General features: G+C 73.9%; 13 protein-coding genes. 7 read left to right on the plus strand and 6 right to left on the minus strand.

The features are described from left to right. Positions 1-25: 25 nt before the first annotated feature. On the minus strand, positions 26-511 hold the full coding sequence (locus ACFWBY_RS01540; protein ID WP_385330841.1) for a nitroreductase family deazaflavin-dependent oxidoreductase: 486 nt from the start codon (positions 509-511) through the stop codon (positions 26-28). Further along, positions 511-1,716: an acyl-CoA dehydrogenase family protein gene (locus ACFWBY_RS01545; protein WP_385330838.1), complete on the minus strand. Its 1,206-nt coding sequence runs from the start codon at positions 1,714-1,716 to the stop codon at positions 511-513. The genes ACFWBY_RS01540 and ACFWBY_RS01545 overlap by 1 nt, the downstream gene beginning before the upstream one ends. Before the next feature lie 326 nt (positions 1,717-2,042). Between ACFWBY_RS01545 and ACFWBY_RS01550 the strand changes: the two genes are divergently transcribed. Both ACFWBY_RS01550 and ACFWBY_RS01555 read left to right on the plus strand, forming a co-directional pair. After that, positions 2,043-3,281 (plus strand): acetyl-CoA acetyltransferase, encoded by a 1,239-nt coding sequence (locus ACFWBY_RS01550; RefSeq protein ID WP_385330836.1) that lies wholly within the window; start codon positions 2,043-2,045, stop codon positions 3,279-3,281. A gap of 103 nt (positions 3,282-3,384) precedes the next feature. After that, positions 3,385-4,086, plus strand: a complete 702-nt coding sequence (locus ACFWBY_RS01555) for a pyridoxal 5'-phosphate synthase (protein ID WP_385330834.1) — start codon at positions 3,385-3,387, stop codon at positions 4,084-4,086. A gap of 167 nt (positions 4,087-4,253) precedes the next feature. Here ACFWBY_RS01555 and ACFWBY_RS01560 read toward each other — a convergent pair whose 3' ends face one another. Next, entirely contained in the window at positions 4,254-4,715 is a 462-nt protein-coding gene (locus ACFWBY_RS01560; protein WP_385330831.1) for a Zn-ribbon domain-containing OB-fold protein, read from the minus strand. Positions 4,716-4,949: 234 nt separating this feature from the next. Here ACFWBY_RS01560 and ACFWBY_RS01565 point away from each other — a divergent pair, with 234 nt between their 5' ends. The 4 genes from ACFWBY_RS01565 to ACFWBY_RS01580 all read left to right on the plus strand — a co-directional run bounded on the left by ACFWBY_RS01565 (position 4,950) and on the right by ACFWBY_RS01580 (position 10,657). After that, positions 4,950-6,221, plus strand: a complete 1,272-nt coding sequence (locus ACFWBY_RS01565; protein ID WP_385330828.1) for a flavin-containing monooxygenase — start codon at positions 4,950-4,952, stop codon at positions 6,219-6,221. A gap of 133 nt (positions 6,222-6,354) precedes the next feature. After that, positions 6,355-6,696, plus strand: a complete 342-nt coding sequence (locus tag ACFWBY_RS01570; RefSeq protein ID WP_385330825.1) for a DUF5713 family protein — start codon at positions 6,355-6,357, stop codon at positions 6,694-6,696. Positions 6,697-7,020: 324 nt separating this feature from the next. Continuing rightward, positions 7,021-9,255, plus strand: a complete 2,235-nt coding sequence (locus ACFWBY_RS01575; protein WP_385330823.1) for an acetate--CoA ligase family protein — start codon at positions 7,021-7,023, stop codon at positions 9,253-9,255. Positions 9,256-9,856: 601 nt separating this feature from the next. Beyond that, complete coding sequence (locus tag ACFWBY_RS01580) at positions 9,857-10,657, plus strand: enoyl-CoA hydratase/isomerase family protein (protein WP_385330819.1); 801 nt, start codon at positions 9,857-9,859, stop codon at positions 10,655-10,657. A gap of 151 nt (positions 10,658-10,808) precedes the next feature. Here the strand turns inward: ACFWBY_RS01580 and ACFWBY_RS01585 are convergent, their stop codons facing one another. Further along, positions 10,809-11,585 (minus strand): VOC family protein, encoded by a 777-nt coding sequence (locus ACFWBY_RS01585; RefSeq protein ID WP_385330816.1) that lies wholly within the window; start codon positions 11,583-11,585, stop codon positions 10,809-10,811. 373 nt (positions 11,586-11,958) lie between these two features. On the opposite strand from ACFWBY_RS01585, the gene ACFWBY_RS01590 reads away from it, so the two are divergent. Further along, positions 11,959-12,576 carry a flavin reductase family protein gene (locus tag ACFWBY_RS01590; RefSeq protein WP_385330881.1) on the plus strand — a complete coding sequence of 206 codons (618 nt, stop codon included), beginning with the start codon at positions 11,959-11,961 and terminating at the stop codon, positions 12,574-12,576. A gap of 150 nt (positions 12,577-12,726) precedes the next feature. Here the strand turns inward: ACFWBY_RS01590 and ACFWBY_RS01595 are convergent, their stop codons facing one another. Together ACFWBY_RS01595 and ACFWBY_RS01600 are read right to left on the minus strand one after the other, a co-directional pair. Next, on the minus strand, positions 12,727-13,794 hold the full coding sequence (locus ACFWBY_RS01595; protein WP_385330813.1) for a Zn-dependent alcohol dehydrogenase: 1,068 nt from the start codon (positions 13,792-13,794) through the stop codon (positions 12,727-12,729). Then, positions 13,791-15,002, minus strand: coding sequence for an acyl-CoA dehydrogenase family protein (locus tag ACFWBY_RS01600; protein ID WP_385330810.1), 1,212 nt, complete (start codon positions 15,000-15,002; stop codon positions 13,791-13,793). The genes ACFWBY_RS01595 and ACFWBY_RS01600 overlap by 4 nt, the downstream gene beginning before the upstream one ends. Positions 15,003-15,044 lie beyond the last annotated feature (42 nt).

Raw genomic sequence — 15,044 nt, forward strand, 5'->3', positions numbered from 1 at the left:
TGGCCGCTCCGGCTTCCGCCCAGGATCAGCGACGCTCCAGGCGGAACAACCGGATCTCGCGCTCGATGCGCGCCTGGTACGTCGCGTACGGCGGCCAGAACTTCAGCACCGCCTGCCAGGCGGCCACACGTTCCCCGCCCGCCAGAAGGCGGGCGCGTACGGCGATGTCCTGGCCCTTCCAGCTCACCTGTGCGTCAGGGTGTTTGAGCAGGTTCCCGGTCCACGCCGGGTGTCCTGGGCGGCCGAAGTTCGAGCCGATCAGCAGCCAGCTCACGCCCCCGTCCTCCGGCATGCACGCGAGCGGGGTGGTGCGCGGCTCGCCGGTCTTGGCGCCCTTGGCGGTGAGGATCACGCCGGGGAGCATCTGCGCGCTGAGGATGACCTTGCCCCGCGTGAGTTTGTGCACCGCCTTGTCCAGGGCGGGGATGAAGTGCGGCGCGATCTTGGCGAACAGCATGGTCGAGGAGACCTTCTGCATCAGCTTGACGCCGACGCCGGGAGCCACAGCCATCAGACGGCCACCTTCTTCATGTCGTTCCGGGGGGCGGGGGTGAACAGGCCGGCGGCGTCCGCGGCGTGGGCGCGCAGCCGATGGACGGGACCGAACAGCAGTTCGTCGGCGGCCGCCCGCTTGAAGTAGAGGTGGGCGTCGTGCTCCCAGGTGAAGCCGATGCCGCCGTGCAGCTGGATCGCCTCGCCCGCGGTGGTCCGCAGGGCTTCCAGGGCCTGGGCGAGGGCGAGGCCGCCCTGCCGTGGGTCCCAGGCGGCGTAGTAGGCGGCGGAGCGGGCCGCCTGGACCTGGACGTAGAGGTCGGCGAGCCGGTGCTTGACCGCCTGGAACGAGCCGACGGCCCGGCCGAACTGCTCGCGCCGGCTCACGTACTCCACGGTGCGGGCGAGCGCCTGCCCGGCCGCGCCGACCGCCTCGGCGGCCAGGACGGCGGCGGCTCCGCGGCCGGCCGCGGCAAGGGCCGCGAGCAGGTCCGCGCCGGCGTCCGCCCCGCCTTCGCCGAGCAATTCCGCCTCGACATCACGGAGTTGGATGCGACCCTGCGGGCGGGTCTCGTCGAGCGTGGCCTGCCGTGCCCGTACGAGGCCGGGCGCGCCCTCCCGTACGAGGAAGAGCAGCGTGCGACTGCGGGCGAAGCCTCCCGCGTGCGCGGCGACGAGCAGCAGGTCGGCACTGTGCCCGTCGAGCACCTGGGCGACCTCCCCGTACAGCCGCCAGCCGCCGTCCACGGCGCGGGCCTGCACCCCTCCGGCGCGGCCGCCGCCCGCCCACTCGCCGCGGGCGTCGTCCCCGGTGAGCGCGAGGGCGGTGGCCAGGGCCGGGCCGGGCACGGCGAGGGCGGCGGTCCGCCCGCCGGCCGCGAGCGGCGGGAGCAGGGCGGAGCGCTGGGCCGCGGTGCCCAGGGCGGTGACCAGCGGCGTGACGAGCACGGCGGTGGCGAGCAGCGGCGAGGGCAGCAGTACCCGCCCGGTCTCCTCGCAGGCCAGGGCCAGGTCGGCGGGGGTGCAGCCGACACCTCCGTACTCCTCGGCCACGGCGATGCCGGGCAGTCCGAGCTGCTGGGCGAGCTGCTGCCACAGCTCGCGGTCGTGTCCGGCGGCGGTGCGGACGGCGGCCTTGACCTCGTCCGGTCCGCAGCGCTTGCCCAGGATCTCGCGCAGGGTGCGGCGCATCTCGTCCTGCTCCGCGGTGAAGGCGGCATCCATCGTCGGGCTCCTCCCCGTATCTGACGGGCCGTCATGTTAGGGCGGGCGGCCCCAGATGCACAGGGGGCGGAGCCCCCGAAAGCGGGCGGGGTTCTGACCCGGAGCTCAGGGCGCACAGGGTGCGGAGCCCCCGAAAGCGGGCGGGGTTCTGACCCGGAGCTCAGGGCCCGGGTCGGGGTGAGGTGGGCCCGGGACTCCGGCCCGGGACTCCGGCCCGGGACTCCGGCCCGGGACTCCGGCCCGCGGCTCGCGGCTCGCGGCTCGCGGCTCGCGGCTCGCGGCTCGCGGCCTAGCATCTGACGAATCGTCAGCTGTACCGTCACCCCATGCCTGGATCTCCCTCCTCCGTGATCACCTCCGCGACCTCCGCCCCCGCGGTCTCCGTCCCCGCCGGCCGTCAGGCCCGGCCCCGCCGGGTCGCCGTCGTCGGCGTCGCCCTCTCGGACTGCGGCCGGGTCGACGGCCCGACCCCGTACGCCCTGCACGCGCAGGCCGCCCGCCGCGCCCTGGCCGACTCCGGTCTGGACCGCTCGGTCATCGACGGCTTCGCCTCGGCCGGCCTCGGCATCCTCGCGCCCGTCGAAGTGGCCGAGTACCTGGGCCTGCGGCCCACCTGGGTCGACTCCACCTCGGTCGGCGGCTCCACCTGGGAAGTCATGGCCGCCCACGCAGCCGACGCCATCGCCGCGGGCCACGCCAACGCGGTCCTCCTCGTCTACGGATCCACCGCGCGCGCCGACATCAAGGCCCGCCGCCGGACCTCGAACCTCTCCTTCGGCGCGCGCGGACCCCTGCAGTTCGAGGTCCCGTACGGGCACACGCTGGTCTCCAAGTACGCGATGGCGGCCCGCCGCCACATGCACGAGTACGGCACGACGCTGGAACAGCTCGCCGAGGTCGCCGTCCAGGCGCGGGCGAACGCCGCCACCAACCCCGACGCCATGTTCCGCGACCCGATCACCGTCGAGGACGTCCTGGACTCCGGCATGATCGCGGACCCCTTCACGAAGCTGAACTGCTGCATCCGCTCGGACGGCGGCTGCGCGGTCCTGCTGGCGGCGGAGGACTACGTACCGGACACCGCGAAGGAGCCGGTCTGGATCCTCGGCTCGGGCACCTCGGTGTCGCACACCACGATGTCGGAGTGGGAGGACTTCACGGTCTCCCCGGCGGCCGTATCGGGCCGCCAGGCCTTCGCCCGCGCCGGGCTGACCCCGGCCGACGTGGACCTGGCCGAGATCTACGACGCCTTCACGTACATGACCCTGGTGACGCTCGAGGACCTCGGCTTCTGCGCGAAGGGCGAAGGCGGCCCCTTCGTGGAGAAGGGCCGCCTCCTCCGGGACGGCGAACTCCCGGTCAACACCGACGGCGGCGGCCTCTCGGCCTGCCACCCCGGCATGCGCGGCCTCTTCCTGCTGGTCGAGGCAGTACGCCAGCTGCGCGGCGAGGCGGGCGAAGGCCAGGTCCGCAAACGCGACGGCTCCCTCCCCCGGGTGGCCCTGGCGTCGGGCACGGGCGGCTGGTTCTGCTCGTCGGGAACGGTGATCCTGGGCCGGGGTTGAGGGGGATCTCGGGCCGGGGTTGAGGGGGATCTCGGGCCGGTGGGGGCCGGACCCGCCCCCACCCACCCCGGCCCACGACCCCACCGTGGTGTTCCATAGCCGCATGACCAGCAGCCAAGACGGCCCCACCGGCCCCGCCGGCCGGCCCGACGACTTCCACGCCACCCTGCACTCGCTGCGTGTATGGGACGGCCCGCTGCCCGTCTTCGACCCGGCCACCGCGCCGGACGAGCCGGTGGCCCTGTTCCGCGACTGGTTCGTCCACGCCGCCGGCGCGGGGCAGCAGGAACCGCACACGATGAGCCTGGCGACCGTGGACCCCGACGGGCGGCCCGACGTACGCACCCTGATGCTCCACGACGCCGACGAGCGCGGCTGGCACTTCGCCTCCCACTCCACCAGCGCCAAGGGCCGGCAGCTGGCGGCGCGTCCGGACGCGGCGCTCGGGTTCTACTGGCCGGCCGTGGCCCGGCAGATCCGCCTCCGGGGCCGCGTCACGGCATGCGACGCGGCGGAGAGCCGCGCGGACCTGGCGGTCCGCTCGCGCGGCGCGCTGGCCGCGGCGCTGACGGGCCGACAGAGCGAGGTGCTGGGCTCCGTCGAGGAACTGGTGCGCGCCTCGACGGCGGCCTGGGACCGCGCCGGCACCGAGCCGGACGCGCCCGCCCCGACCTGGACGAGGTACGTACTCGCCGCGACCGAGGTCGAGTTCTTCCAGGGCGACGCCGCACGCCGCCACACCCGCCTCCGGTACACCCGCACCACCCCCACCGCCCCCTGGACCCGCCACCTCCTCTGGCCGTAGGCCCTGCCGTCGAAGTGCCCGTCAAGCCCCGCGGCGACCGCGCGCCGCGCGTCTCCCCCAGCCACGGCCGGGAAGTGCCCGGGGTGGAGGGACACCCTCCGCCCCGCCGCCGGCCCCGATCCCCCGGCGGGCCGGCGGCCCGCCCCTGCCCCTGGGCCGAGCGGCACTCACGCCCCCGTGGGCGAGAACACCGCCACCCGGATACCCTCCGCCGCCTCGCGGAAGGTCACCGTCAGGTCCATGCCGATGCGCAGGTCCGCCTCCTCGCAGTCGACGACCTCGGTCATCATCCGGGGGCCCTCCGCCAGGTCGACGACCGCAGCCGCGTACGGCACGCGGGTGCCGAACGGCGGGAGGTCGTTGCGGTGGATCACCGACCACGTGTACAGCGTGGCCCGGCCCGTCGCGGTCTCCCACGTCACCCGGTCCTCGCCCGCCCAGCAGGCAGGGCAGAACTCCCGCGGGTAGTGGTGCGCCTTGCCGCACTCCCCGCACCGGCGCAGCAGCAGGCGCCCCTGCGCGGCCGCGTCCCAGTAGGGACGGGTGAAGTCGTCGATCTCCGGCAGGTCGAAGCGCACGGCAGCCGCAGCCGCAGCCGCACCCGCGCCCGCACCAGTACTCGTACTCATAGCAGCAGTCCTCTTCGCCGATCGTCCAGGGAGGGCAGCACGCCATATCTGACGTAGCGTCAGTTCACCGGATCCCGCCGCATCCCACAAGTCCCGGGCGGGGCCCGGGCAAGAACACCGCACGGCACGCGCAGGGCATCCGCACCTCCCCATGGCGCCGCCGTGATCGATCCGCAATCGATTCCCTCCTCGTCCGAGACCCACCGCCGCCGCACGGCGATACGCTCACGCTTCATGCCCGGAGTCTCCTCAGCACCCGACCTGTCCACCCAGCCCCGCCCCGTCTACGTGATCGGCGCCGGTCCCGGCGGCCTCGCCGTCGCCGCCGCGCTGCGCGCCCGCGGGGTCCGAGCGGTGGTCGTGGAGAAGTCGGAGTCCGTGGGCGCCTCCTGGCGCCGCCACTACGACCGGCTCCACCTGCACACCACGCGCCGCCTCTCCGCCCTCCCGGGCCTCGCCATGCCGCGGCGCTTCGGGCGCTGGGTCGCGCGCGAGAACGTCGTGCGGTACTTGGAGAAGTACGCCGAGTTCCACGAGCTGGAGCTCGTCACGGGCGTCGAGGTGACCCGCATCGAGCGCGCGGACTCCGTCGGATCCGACAGCGGCCCCGAAACCAGCACGGGCACGGGCACCGACGCCGGCGCGGACACGGGCGCCGACACGGACGCCGGCACCAGCGCCGCCAGCACCACCGGCTGGACCCTGCACGCCACCGGCGGTCGCGTCATGGCCGCCGGCGCGGTCGTGGTCGCCACCGGCTACAACCACACCCCCGTCATTCCCGACTGGCCCGGCCAGGACGCCTTCACGGGCTCCCTCGCGCACGCCGCCGACTACCGCAACCCGGCCCCCTACGCCGGCCAGGACGTGCTCGTCGTCGGCGTCGGCAACACCGGCGCCGAGATAGCCGTCGACCTCGCCGACGGTGGAGCCGCGCGGGTCCGCCTCGCCGTGCGCACCGCCCCGCACATCCTGCGCCGCTCGACCGCCGGCTGGCCGGCCCAGCGCACCGGGATCCTGGTCCGCAGGCTCCCCGTGGGGCTCGTCGACCGGCTCGGCGCGATCGTCGGCAAGGCCTCGGTCCCGGACCTGTCGGCGTACGGCCTCCCGCGCCCCACCAGCGGCCTGTACAGCAGGGTCAAGCAGGGTTCGATCCCGGTCCAGGACGTCGGCCTGATCGACGCGATCCGCGCCGGGCGCGTCGAGCCGGTCGCCGCGGTCGAATCCTTCGACGGCGCCGAGGTAATCCTCGCCGACGGCTCCCGGATCACCCCGGACGCGGTGATCGCGGCCACCGGCTACCGCCGCGCCCTCGAAGGTCTGGTCGGAGGTCTCGGCGTACTGGACGACCGGGGCCGCCCCCGCGCCCACGGCGCCCGGACCCCGCGGGAAGCGCCGGGGCTCTACTTCACCGGCTACACCAACCCCATCAGCGGCAACTTCCGCGAACTGGCCCTGGACGCCGAGAAGATCGCCAAAGCCGTCGCCCGGGACCTGCGCACGTAGAACGACCGCCCGCCCGATCACCCCCGATCGCCCCCCGAACCCCCGAACCCCCGAACCCCCGCCGCAGCGGCGACTGTCAGTGGGGCGGTGCAGCATCGACACGTCGGCTCATCAAGAAAGACGGGGGATCATCGTGTCGATCACGAACCAGCAGGTGGCGGACCGCGCCTTCCTTCGGCAGCTCTACGCGGACCAGTACTTCCCCGATCACGTCCTCGACAAGGGCTGCGCGATCCTGCGCGCACTGTGCGCCCGCATCGAGGCCGAGCGGCCCGCCGATCTGGCAGCGCTGTACGTGCTGACCGGCGCGGCGACGGAGGAGTTCAACCTCCTGGAAGCGGAGTTCGAGGCGGCGGGGAGCGGGATCGAGACCGTCGCGCGCGAGGAGATAGCCGAGGACTTCTGGTTCGTGGCCTCGGCGTACGGCTTCGCGGACGCGGACGTGGAGGAGCTGATCCGCCCCCGGGAGTGGTGACGCGTCGCCACGGCGGGGGTACGCCGCCCCCGCAACCGCCGCACGACCCGGCGGCCGCGCGGCGGCCGCGCGGCCGGCGAGACCCCGCGCCCGGACGGATCCCCACCCCGTTCGGGCCCACACCTCCCGCGCCCCCACACCTCCCGCACGCCACGCCGACCTCGGCCGAATAGTGGTCTGGACCCGTCCCGAGGGGATCTGAGACCGTTCCACACATCACCTCCACCAGCTTTCCTGCGCATCCCTGTTCCTGACGGCACGTCAGTTCAGTAATCTGACTACGCGTCAGTAATCGAGGTTCATCGAGCAGGAGCGGGCGGAACGATGCTTGGATCTACTCACGGCACCCTCACCACCGACTTCCGCGCACGTGTCGAGGCCTGCGGGGAGACCCCCAGGACGGCCGTCCACTCCACGGCGGCTCCCTCCACCGAGGACGCGGTCGCGCTGGACGTCAGCGGTCGGCCCCTGCACGCCGACGCTCCCGACCTGGACCGGTTCTTCCGGCCCGAGTCCGTTGCCGTCATCGGCGCCTCGGACGCCGACGGCAGACCCAACACCGGCATCACCCGGCAGCTCATCGCCTGGGCGGAGCGGGTCGGGGCCCGGCTGCACCCCGTCCACCCCACCCGCACCGCCGTCTTCGGGCTGCCGTGCCACCCCTCCGTGGCCGACCTGCCCGAACAGGTGGACCTCGCGGTCCTCCTCGTCGCCGACCCGCTCCCCGTCATCGAGGAGCTGGCCGAGGCCAAGGTGAAGTTCGCCGTCGCCTTCGCCTCCGGCTTCGCCGAGACCGGCGACGAGGGCGCCGCCGCGCAGGCCCGCCTGGGGGCCGCCGTCCGGCGATCGGGCCTTCGCCTCCTGGGACCCAACACGAACCTCAACGCCTTCGAGGAATTCCGCGACGACCTCGACGGGCCGGCCATCGCGCTGATCACCCAGTCCGGCCACCAAGGGCGGCCCGTCTACACCCTCCAAGAACTCGGCATCCGGCTCTCCCACTGGGCCCCCACGGGCAACGAGGCCGACCTCGAAACCTCCGACTTCATCTCCTACTTCGCCGAGCAGCCCGAGGTCGGGGCCATCGCCTGCTACGTCGAGGGCCTGAAGGACGGCCGGCAGTTCCTCCTCGCCGCCGACCGGGCCGCCCGCAACGGGGTCCCCGTCGTCGCCGTCAAGGTCGGCCGCACCGAGACCGGTGCCCGCATGGCCGCCTCCCACACCGGGAAGCTGACCGGCGCGGACACCGTCGTCGACGCCGCGATGCGGCAGTTCGGCGTCATCCGCGTCGACGGCCTCGACGAACTCCAGGACACCGCCGCCCTGCTGGCCCGGGCGCGCAAACCGCTCGCCGACGGCGTCGTCGTCTACTCCATCTCCGGCGGCACCGGAGCCCACTTCTCCGACCTGGCGACGGAGGCGGGGCTCAGCCTGCCCACCCTCGCCCAGGCCAAGCAGGACGAGCTCCACCAGTGGATCCCCGAATACCTGGGCGTCTCCAACCCCGTCGACAACGGCGGCCATCCGGTCGGCGACTGGCGCGGCCGCAAGATCATCGACGCGATCCTCGCCGACCCGTCCGTGGGCGTCCTGATCTGCCCGATCACCGGTCCCTTCCCGCCCATGAGCGACAAACTCGCGCAGGACCTCGTGGACGCGGCCGAGCAGACCGACAAGCTGATCTGCGTGATCTGGGGCTCCCCGGTCGGCACCGAGGAGGCCTACCGCACCACCCTCCTCGGATCCTCCCGGGTCGCGACCTTCCGCACCTTCGGCAACTGCATCACCGCCGTCCGCGCCTACCTGGGCCACCACCGCTTCACCGCCGCCTACCGCTCCCCCTTCGAGGACGCCCCGCGCACCCCGTCGCCCTCCTTCCGCAAGGCGCAGGCGCTCATGCGCCCGGGCCAGCAGCTGAGCGAGCACTCGGCGAAGCAGCTCCTGCGCGCCTACGGGATACGGGTGCCCCGGGAGCAGTTGGTGACCAGCGCGGCCGCCGCCGTACGGGCGGCGGGGCTGGTCGGGTACCCGGTGGTCATGAAGGCCTCCGGCCCGCAGCTCGGACACAAGACGGAGCTGGGGCTGGTGAAGATCGGCCTGACGTCGGCGAGCCAGATCCGGGACGCCTACCGGGAGTTGACCGACATCGCGCGCTACGAGAACGTCCCGTTGGACGGGATCCTCGTCTGCCAGATGGTGGAGCGCGGAGTCGAGATGGTCGTCGGGGTCACGCAGGACGACCTGTTCGGTCCGACGGTGACGGTGGGACTCGGCGGCGTGCTGGTGGAGATCCTGCACGACGCGGCGGTCCGGGTACCGCCCTTCGGGGAGGACCAGGCACGGGCGATGCTGACGGAGCTGCGCGGGCACGCGCTGCTCGAGGGCGTACGGGGGGCTCCGCCCGCCGACGTCGACGCGCTGGTGGAGGTCATCCTCCGGGTCCAGCGGATGGCGCTGGAACTGGGCGACGAGCTCTCCGAGCTGGACATCAACCCGCTGATGGTGCTGCCGCGCGGACAGGGGGCGGTGGCGCTGGACGCGCTGGCGATCTGCCGCTAGCCCTCGGCTCCCCTACGGACCCCGGCTCCGGCTCCGGGTCCGGCTCCGGCTCCGGCTCCGGGTCCGGCTCCGGCTCCGGCTCCGACTCCGACTCCGGCTCCGGGTCCGGGTCCGGCTCCGGGTCCGGGTCCACGCCCGAAGCCAGGTGTCGCTGCGTGGATCCGTCCCCGCCCCGCCCTTCCACCGTTCCCTGGGCGGAGCCCAGACCCGTAGATCCCGGGCTCCGCCCCGGCCCCGCGCCTCAAACGCCGGCGGGGGATGTAGCCGCGCCGCCCGCTCGGCGGGGCTGCCTGCCGGGGCACAACCCCGCGCTGCGCACACCCGAACGCCTGCGCCCCGCAATTCCAGCCCCGCCGGCGTTTGAGGCGCGGGGGTCCGGGGGCTGGTCCCCGGCAACGGCACCGAGCGGCGTGCACGGCGCGGCACCACAACCAGCCCCGCCGCCCGGCAGGGGCATCGCGGCACCACAACCAGCCCCGCCGCCCGGCAGGGGCATCGCGGCACCACAGCCAGCCCCGTCGGCGTTTGAGGCGGCGGGGGGCCCAGGGTGTCGCCCGTCCGGTCCCACCCACCTACCCACCCACCCCGAACGGGAGCGCCAATGACACCCACCCCCGAGGACGACGTCCTCCACCGCATCGACAACGGCGTTTCGTGGATCACCCTCAACCGCCCGGAGGCGATGAACGCCGTCACCTGGGACCAGCGCGAGCGCGTCATCGGGCTGCTCGCCGAGGCGTCCGCCGATCCGGCCGTGCGGGCCGTCGTCATCACCGCCACCGGCAAGGGCTTCTGCGCGGGCGCCGACCTGCGCGGCGCGCCCGCCGCCGGCGAGAGGATCGCCGGCGACGTGGCCCGTATGATCCGGCTCGGCGCGCAGCGCCTGATCACCGCCGTGCTCGACTGCGAGAAGCCGGTGATCGCCGCCGTGAACGGCACGGCCGCCGGCATCGGCGCGCACCTCGCGCTCGCCTGCGATCTGGTCATCGCCGCCGAACCGGCCCGTTTCATCGAGGTGTTCGTACGCCGCGGCCTGGTTCCGGACGGCGGCGGTGCGTACTTGCTGCCGCGTCTGGTCGGCCCGCAGAAGGCGAAGGAGCTGATGTTCTTCGGCGACGCCGTCCCGGCGGCCGAGGCCGAGCGTCTGGGTCTGGTGAACAAGGTGGTTGCGGCCGAGGAGCTGGAGGGGACCGCCCGGGCGTGGGCGGAGCGCCTCGCGCAGGGCCCCACGCGCGCCCTCGCGATGACGAAGCAGCTGGTCAACGCCTCATTGGACAGTGACCGGGCGACGGCACTCGCCGCCGAGGCCACCGCCCAGGAGCTGAACATGACCACCGCCGACGCGAACGAGGGCGTGGCGAGCTTCGTGGAGCGCCGCACGCCGAAGTACCTGGGGCGCTGACACCCCCAGAACCTGCGGCGCCGACACCCGGGTCGCACCGGCGGCCCGGGAGCACCTCCGGCAGCCCGGGAGCACCTCCAGGGGCCCGGGGTCACCCCCAGGGGCCCGGGATCACCCCCAGGGGCCCGGGATCACCCCCAGGGGCCCGGGGTCACATCCGGGGGTCCGGCTTCAGCAGCGCGAACATCGCTCCTGCCGGGTCCGCCAGGAAGGCGATCCGACCGACGTCCGGGACGTCCGCCGCCGGCATCAGGACCGACCCGCCGCCCGCCTTGGCCGCGCCGACGGTGGCGTCGACGTCCGCGACGTTGAAGTACGGCACCCAGCCCTTGGGCCCGTCGCCTTCGGAGGGGGCGACTCCGCCGAAGGAGGCTTGCTCCTGGTCGCCGTCGGCGGTGCTCAGCACCCGGTAGGTCATCCCGGGCGCCTCCATGTCGGCGGAGCGCCAGCCGAACAGTTCGGAGTAGAAGGCGATGTCCGCGACCGGGTCCGGTACGTGCAGTTCCGCCCAGACCAGCGTGTTCTCGGCGGAGGTCAGCCCGAGCCCGGCGGTCTTCCCGGGCTGCCAGAGCGCGAACTGCGCTCCCTGCGGGTCCGTGGCCTGCGCCAGCCAGCCCTCCCCCATGACGTCCATCGGGTCCATGCGCACGGCTCCGCCGCCCGCCTTGACGGCGTCCACGGTGGCCTGGATGTCGGGGGTGTGGAAGTGCAGCATCCAGGCGGACTTGGCGCCCTCCTCGGTGAGCGGGCCGAGCGCGGCGACGGTCTTGCCGTCGACCTGGAAGAAGCCGTAGCCGCCCGCCTCGGGCCCGAGGGAGACGAAGTCCCAGCCGAAGACTCCGGTGTAGAAGGAGACGGCGGCGTCGGTGTCGGGGCTCCCGAGGTCGAGCCAGTTGGGTGATCCCTTGCGGAAATCGGTGCCGAGCATGAGTCCTCCTGTGGTCCGTGACGTGGTGCGCGAGGCGGTCCGCGACGCTCCGTGACGCGGCCCGTGACGTGGTCCCCCGACACGATGCCCAGCCGGTACGGGGCCTGCGGGCCACGGAGCTCGGCCGGTCGCGGGGTTCACCCCTTCGGCGTACGGGCCCCACCCCGGCCCTCGGTGTGCCGTTGCCCCGCGCCCCCCGTGGTCAGGCAGGCGTGCCGCCGGCCCCCGATGTGCCGTTGCGCGCCCCCGTGGTCCGGCACGGCGAGCACCCTTCGACCCCTCACCGCACGCGTCCACATATACGGGCGCCCCACCCCCCTTCCCATCTGACGCACCGTCAGCTTCAATCGGTCCCGTGATGGGACACGCAGGGATGGCGGCCACCGTCGTCCGATACCTCAGGTCAGTCGGCTCCCCCACCTCCGCCGCGGCGGAGCCCGGGGCCGAGCCCGTCGACGCACTGCCGCGCCCCGACTTGCGGGCCGTCGGCGAGGACGAGCGCGCGCCCGTCAGCCCCGCCGAGTTCCGGGCCGTACTGGGCAACTTCGCCAGCGGGGTCACGATCGTCACCGCCCCGCCCGGCGAGGACGACGACGGCCCGGCCGGCTTCGCCTGCCAGTCCTTCGCCTCGCTCTCCCTCGACCCTCCGATGGTCACCTTCATGGTGGCGCGCACGTCGACCACCTGGCCCCGCATCGCGCGCGCCGGGGTGTTCTGCGTGAACATCCTCGGCGCCGAACAGGGCGAACTGTGCCGGGCGTTCGCCGTGAGCGGCGCCGACAAGTTCGCCGGGGTCGACCACACCCCCGCCCCCGCCACCGGCTCACCGCAGCTGGACGCGGTGCCCGCCTGGATCGACTGCCGGATCCACGCCGTGCACACCGGCGGGGACCACCTCATCGTCGTCGGCAAGGTCGAGGCCATGGGCGCGGCCGGTGAAGGCGAACCCCTGCTCTTCCACAAGGGCCGCTTCGGCCGCTTCGCCGACTGACCGGACGCCCGCGGCACGCGCGGGGCCTGCGCCTAGGGCCCGCCGTCAAAGTGCCCCCTGGCCCGCGACGTCCGGCACCGCACCTCGCCTCAAACCGCCCGAGGCCGGCCCCGCTCCACGTGAGCGGGGCCGGCCTCCGGTGCGTGGGGCTCAGAACGTGAGGACCCCGCGCGCCACCCGGCCGTGGTGGGCGTCGTCCGCGGCCTTGGCGAAGTCCTCGATCGGGTAGACCTCCGTCACCAGCTCGTCCAGCAGCAGCCTGCCCTGCCGGTAGAGCTCCGCGTAGAGGGCGATGTCGCGCTGCGGGCGCGAGGAACCGTACCGGCAGCCCATGATCGTCTTGTCCAGGTACAGGGAGGAGACCTGGAAGGCCGCCTCCTCCTTGAAGCCGGGCACTCCGAGCAGGACCGCCTGGCCGTGCCGGTCCAGGAGGTCGATCGCCTGGCGGATCAGTTTGACGCTGCCCACGCACTCGAAGGCGTGGTCCGCGCCCGTCGGCAGGATGTCGCGTACGGCCGCCGGCGCGTCGGGGACCGCCGAGGCGTCGACGAAGTGGGTGGCGCCGAACTGCCGGGCCACCGCCTCCTTGGCCGGGTTCGCGTCGACCGCGACGATGGTCGTGGCGCCCGCGATGCGCGCGCCCTGCAGGACGTTGAGCCCGATGCCGCCCGTGCCGATGACGACGACCGTGTCGCCCCGGTCGACCTTCGCCCGGTTCAGTACGGCGCCCACACCCGTCAGGACACCGCAGCCGATCAGCGCGGCCGAGGTCAGCGGTATGTCCTGGGGGATCTTCACGGCCTGCACGGCCCGGACGATGGTGCGCTCCGCGAAGGCGGAGTTGGACGCGAACTGGAAGAGCGGCTGCCCGCGCCGCGAGAACGGCTGCCCGGGCATGCCGATCGCCTTGCGGCACATGGTCGGCCGGCCCCGGTCGCAGTCCGCGCACGCCCCGCAGTTGGCGAGCGTGGACAGCGCGACGTGGTCCCCGGCCGCGACGTGCGTCACCCCCGGACCGACCGCCTCGACCACCCCGGCGCCCTCGTGCCCGAGTACCACCGGCGGTGGGAACGGGATCGTCCCGTCGATCACCGACAGGTCGCTGTGGCACAGCCCGGCCGCCGCCACCGCGACCAGCACCTCCCCCGGCCCCGGGTCCCGGATCTCCAGGTCGTCGACCACCTGGGCCTGCTTGCCGTCGAACACGACGCCTCTCACCTGGACTCCTTAGGCAGGCCGAGCACGCGCTCGGCGATGATGTTGCGCTGGATCTCGTCCGAGCCGCCGTAGATCGTGTCGGCGCGGGTGAACAGGAACAGCCGCTGCTCCTCGTCGAGTCCGAGTTCGTACGGGGTCTCCCGCGCCCAGTCGGTCGGCCCGGCGGTGGCCGCCGCGCCCCGTACGGCCACCGCCAGCTCGCCGAGCCGCCGGTGCCAGCCGCCCCACAGCAGCTTGGCGACGCTCGGCGCGCCCGGGTCCCCGTCCGCGGAGCCCAGCGTCCGCAGCGCGTTCCACCGCATGGTGCGCAGCTCGGCCCACTGCCGTACGAGGCGTTCGCGCAGCACGGGATCGCCCGCGCCCGCTGCGACGTAGGCGCCGACCACGCGCTCCAGTTCCGCCGCGAAGCCGATCTGCTGGACGAGCGTGGACACGCCCCGTTCCAGGGCGAGCAGTCCCATGGCCACGGACCAGCCGTTGCCCTCGCCCCCGACGACTTCGGCGGCGACGGCCCCGTCGAAGAACACCTCGTTGAACTCGGAGGTCCCCGACATCTGCCGGATCGGCCGTACGTCGACCCGTCCCGGCTGGTCCATCCGCACCAGGAGGAACGACAGCCCTCGGTGCCGTTTGGACCCCGGCTCCGTGCGGGCCAGGACGAAGCACCAGTCGGCGTCCTGGGCGAGGGAGGTCCAGATCTTCTGCCCGGTGACGCGGTGCAGCCCGTCACCCGGGTCCCGTACGGCGGTCGTACGGATTCCCGCGAGGTCGGAGCCCGCGCCCGGTTCGGAGTACCCCTGGCACCACAGCTCCTCTCCGAGGGCGATGCCCGGGAGGAAGCGCGCCCGCTGCTCCGGGGAGCCGTAGGCGATCAGGGTCGGCGCGAGGAGGTTCTCCCCGATGTGGCCGACCCGGGCGGGGGCGCGCGCGGCCGCGTACTCCTCGGCCCACACGACCTGCCCGGTGAGGGAGAGCGGCCGGTTGCCGTACGCCCCGTCCGCGCCGTCGGTGGGCTCCCAGCCCTGACCGATCCAGCCGCCGCGCCCCAGCTCGCGCTCCCAGGCGCGGCGGAGCCCGACCCCCTCGTGCTCGCTGCCCGGCCCGCCGAGGCCGACGGCGGCCTCGTACTGACCCGTGAGGTGCCCGGCCAGCCACGCCCGGGCACGGCCGCGCAGTTCCTCGTCCTCCTCGCCGAAGCCGAAGTCCATGGTCGGTGCCCCCTTCGATCGTGTCCGGCCGATCGGGCCGGC

Source organism: Streptomyces sp. NPDC060049, from assembly GCF_042736715.1.
In the GTDB taxonomy this organism is placed as follows: Bacteria; Actinomycetota; Actinomycetes; order Streptomycetales; family Streptomycetaceae; genus Streptomyces.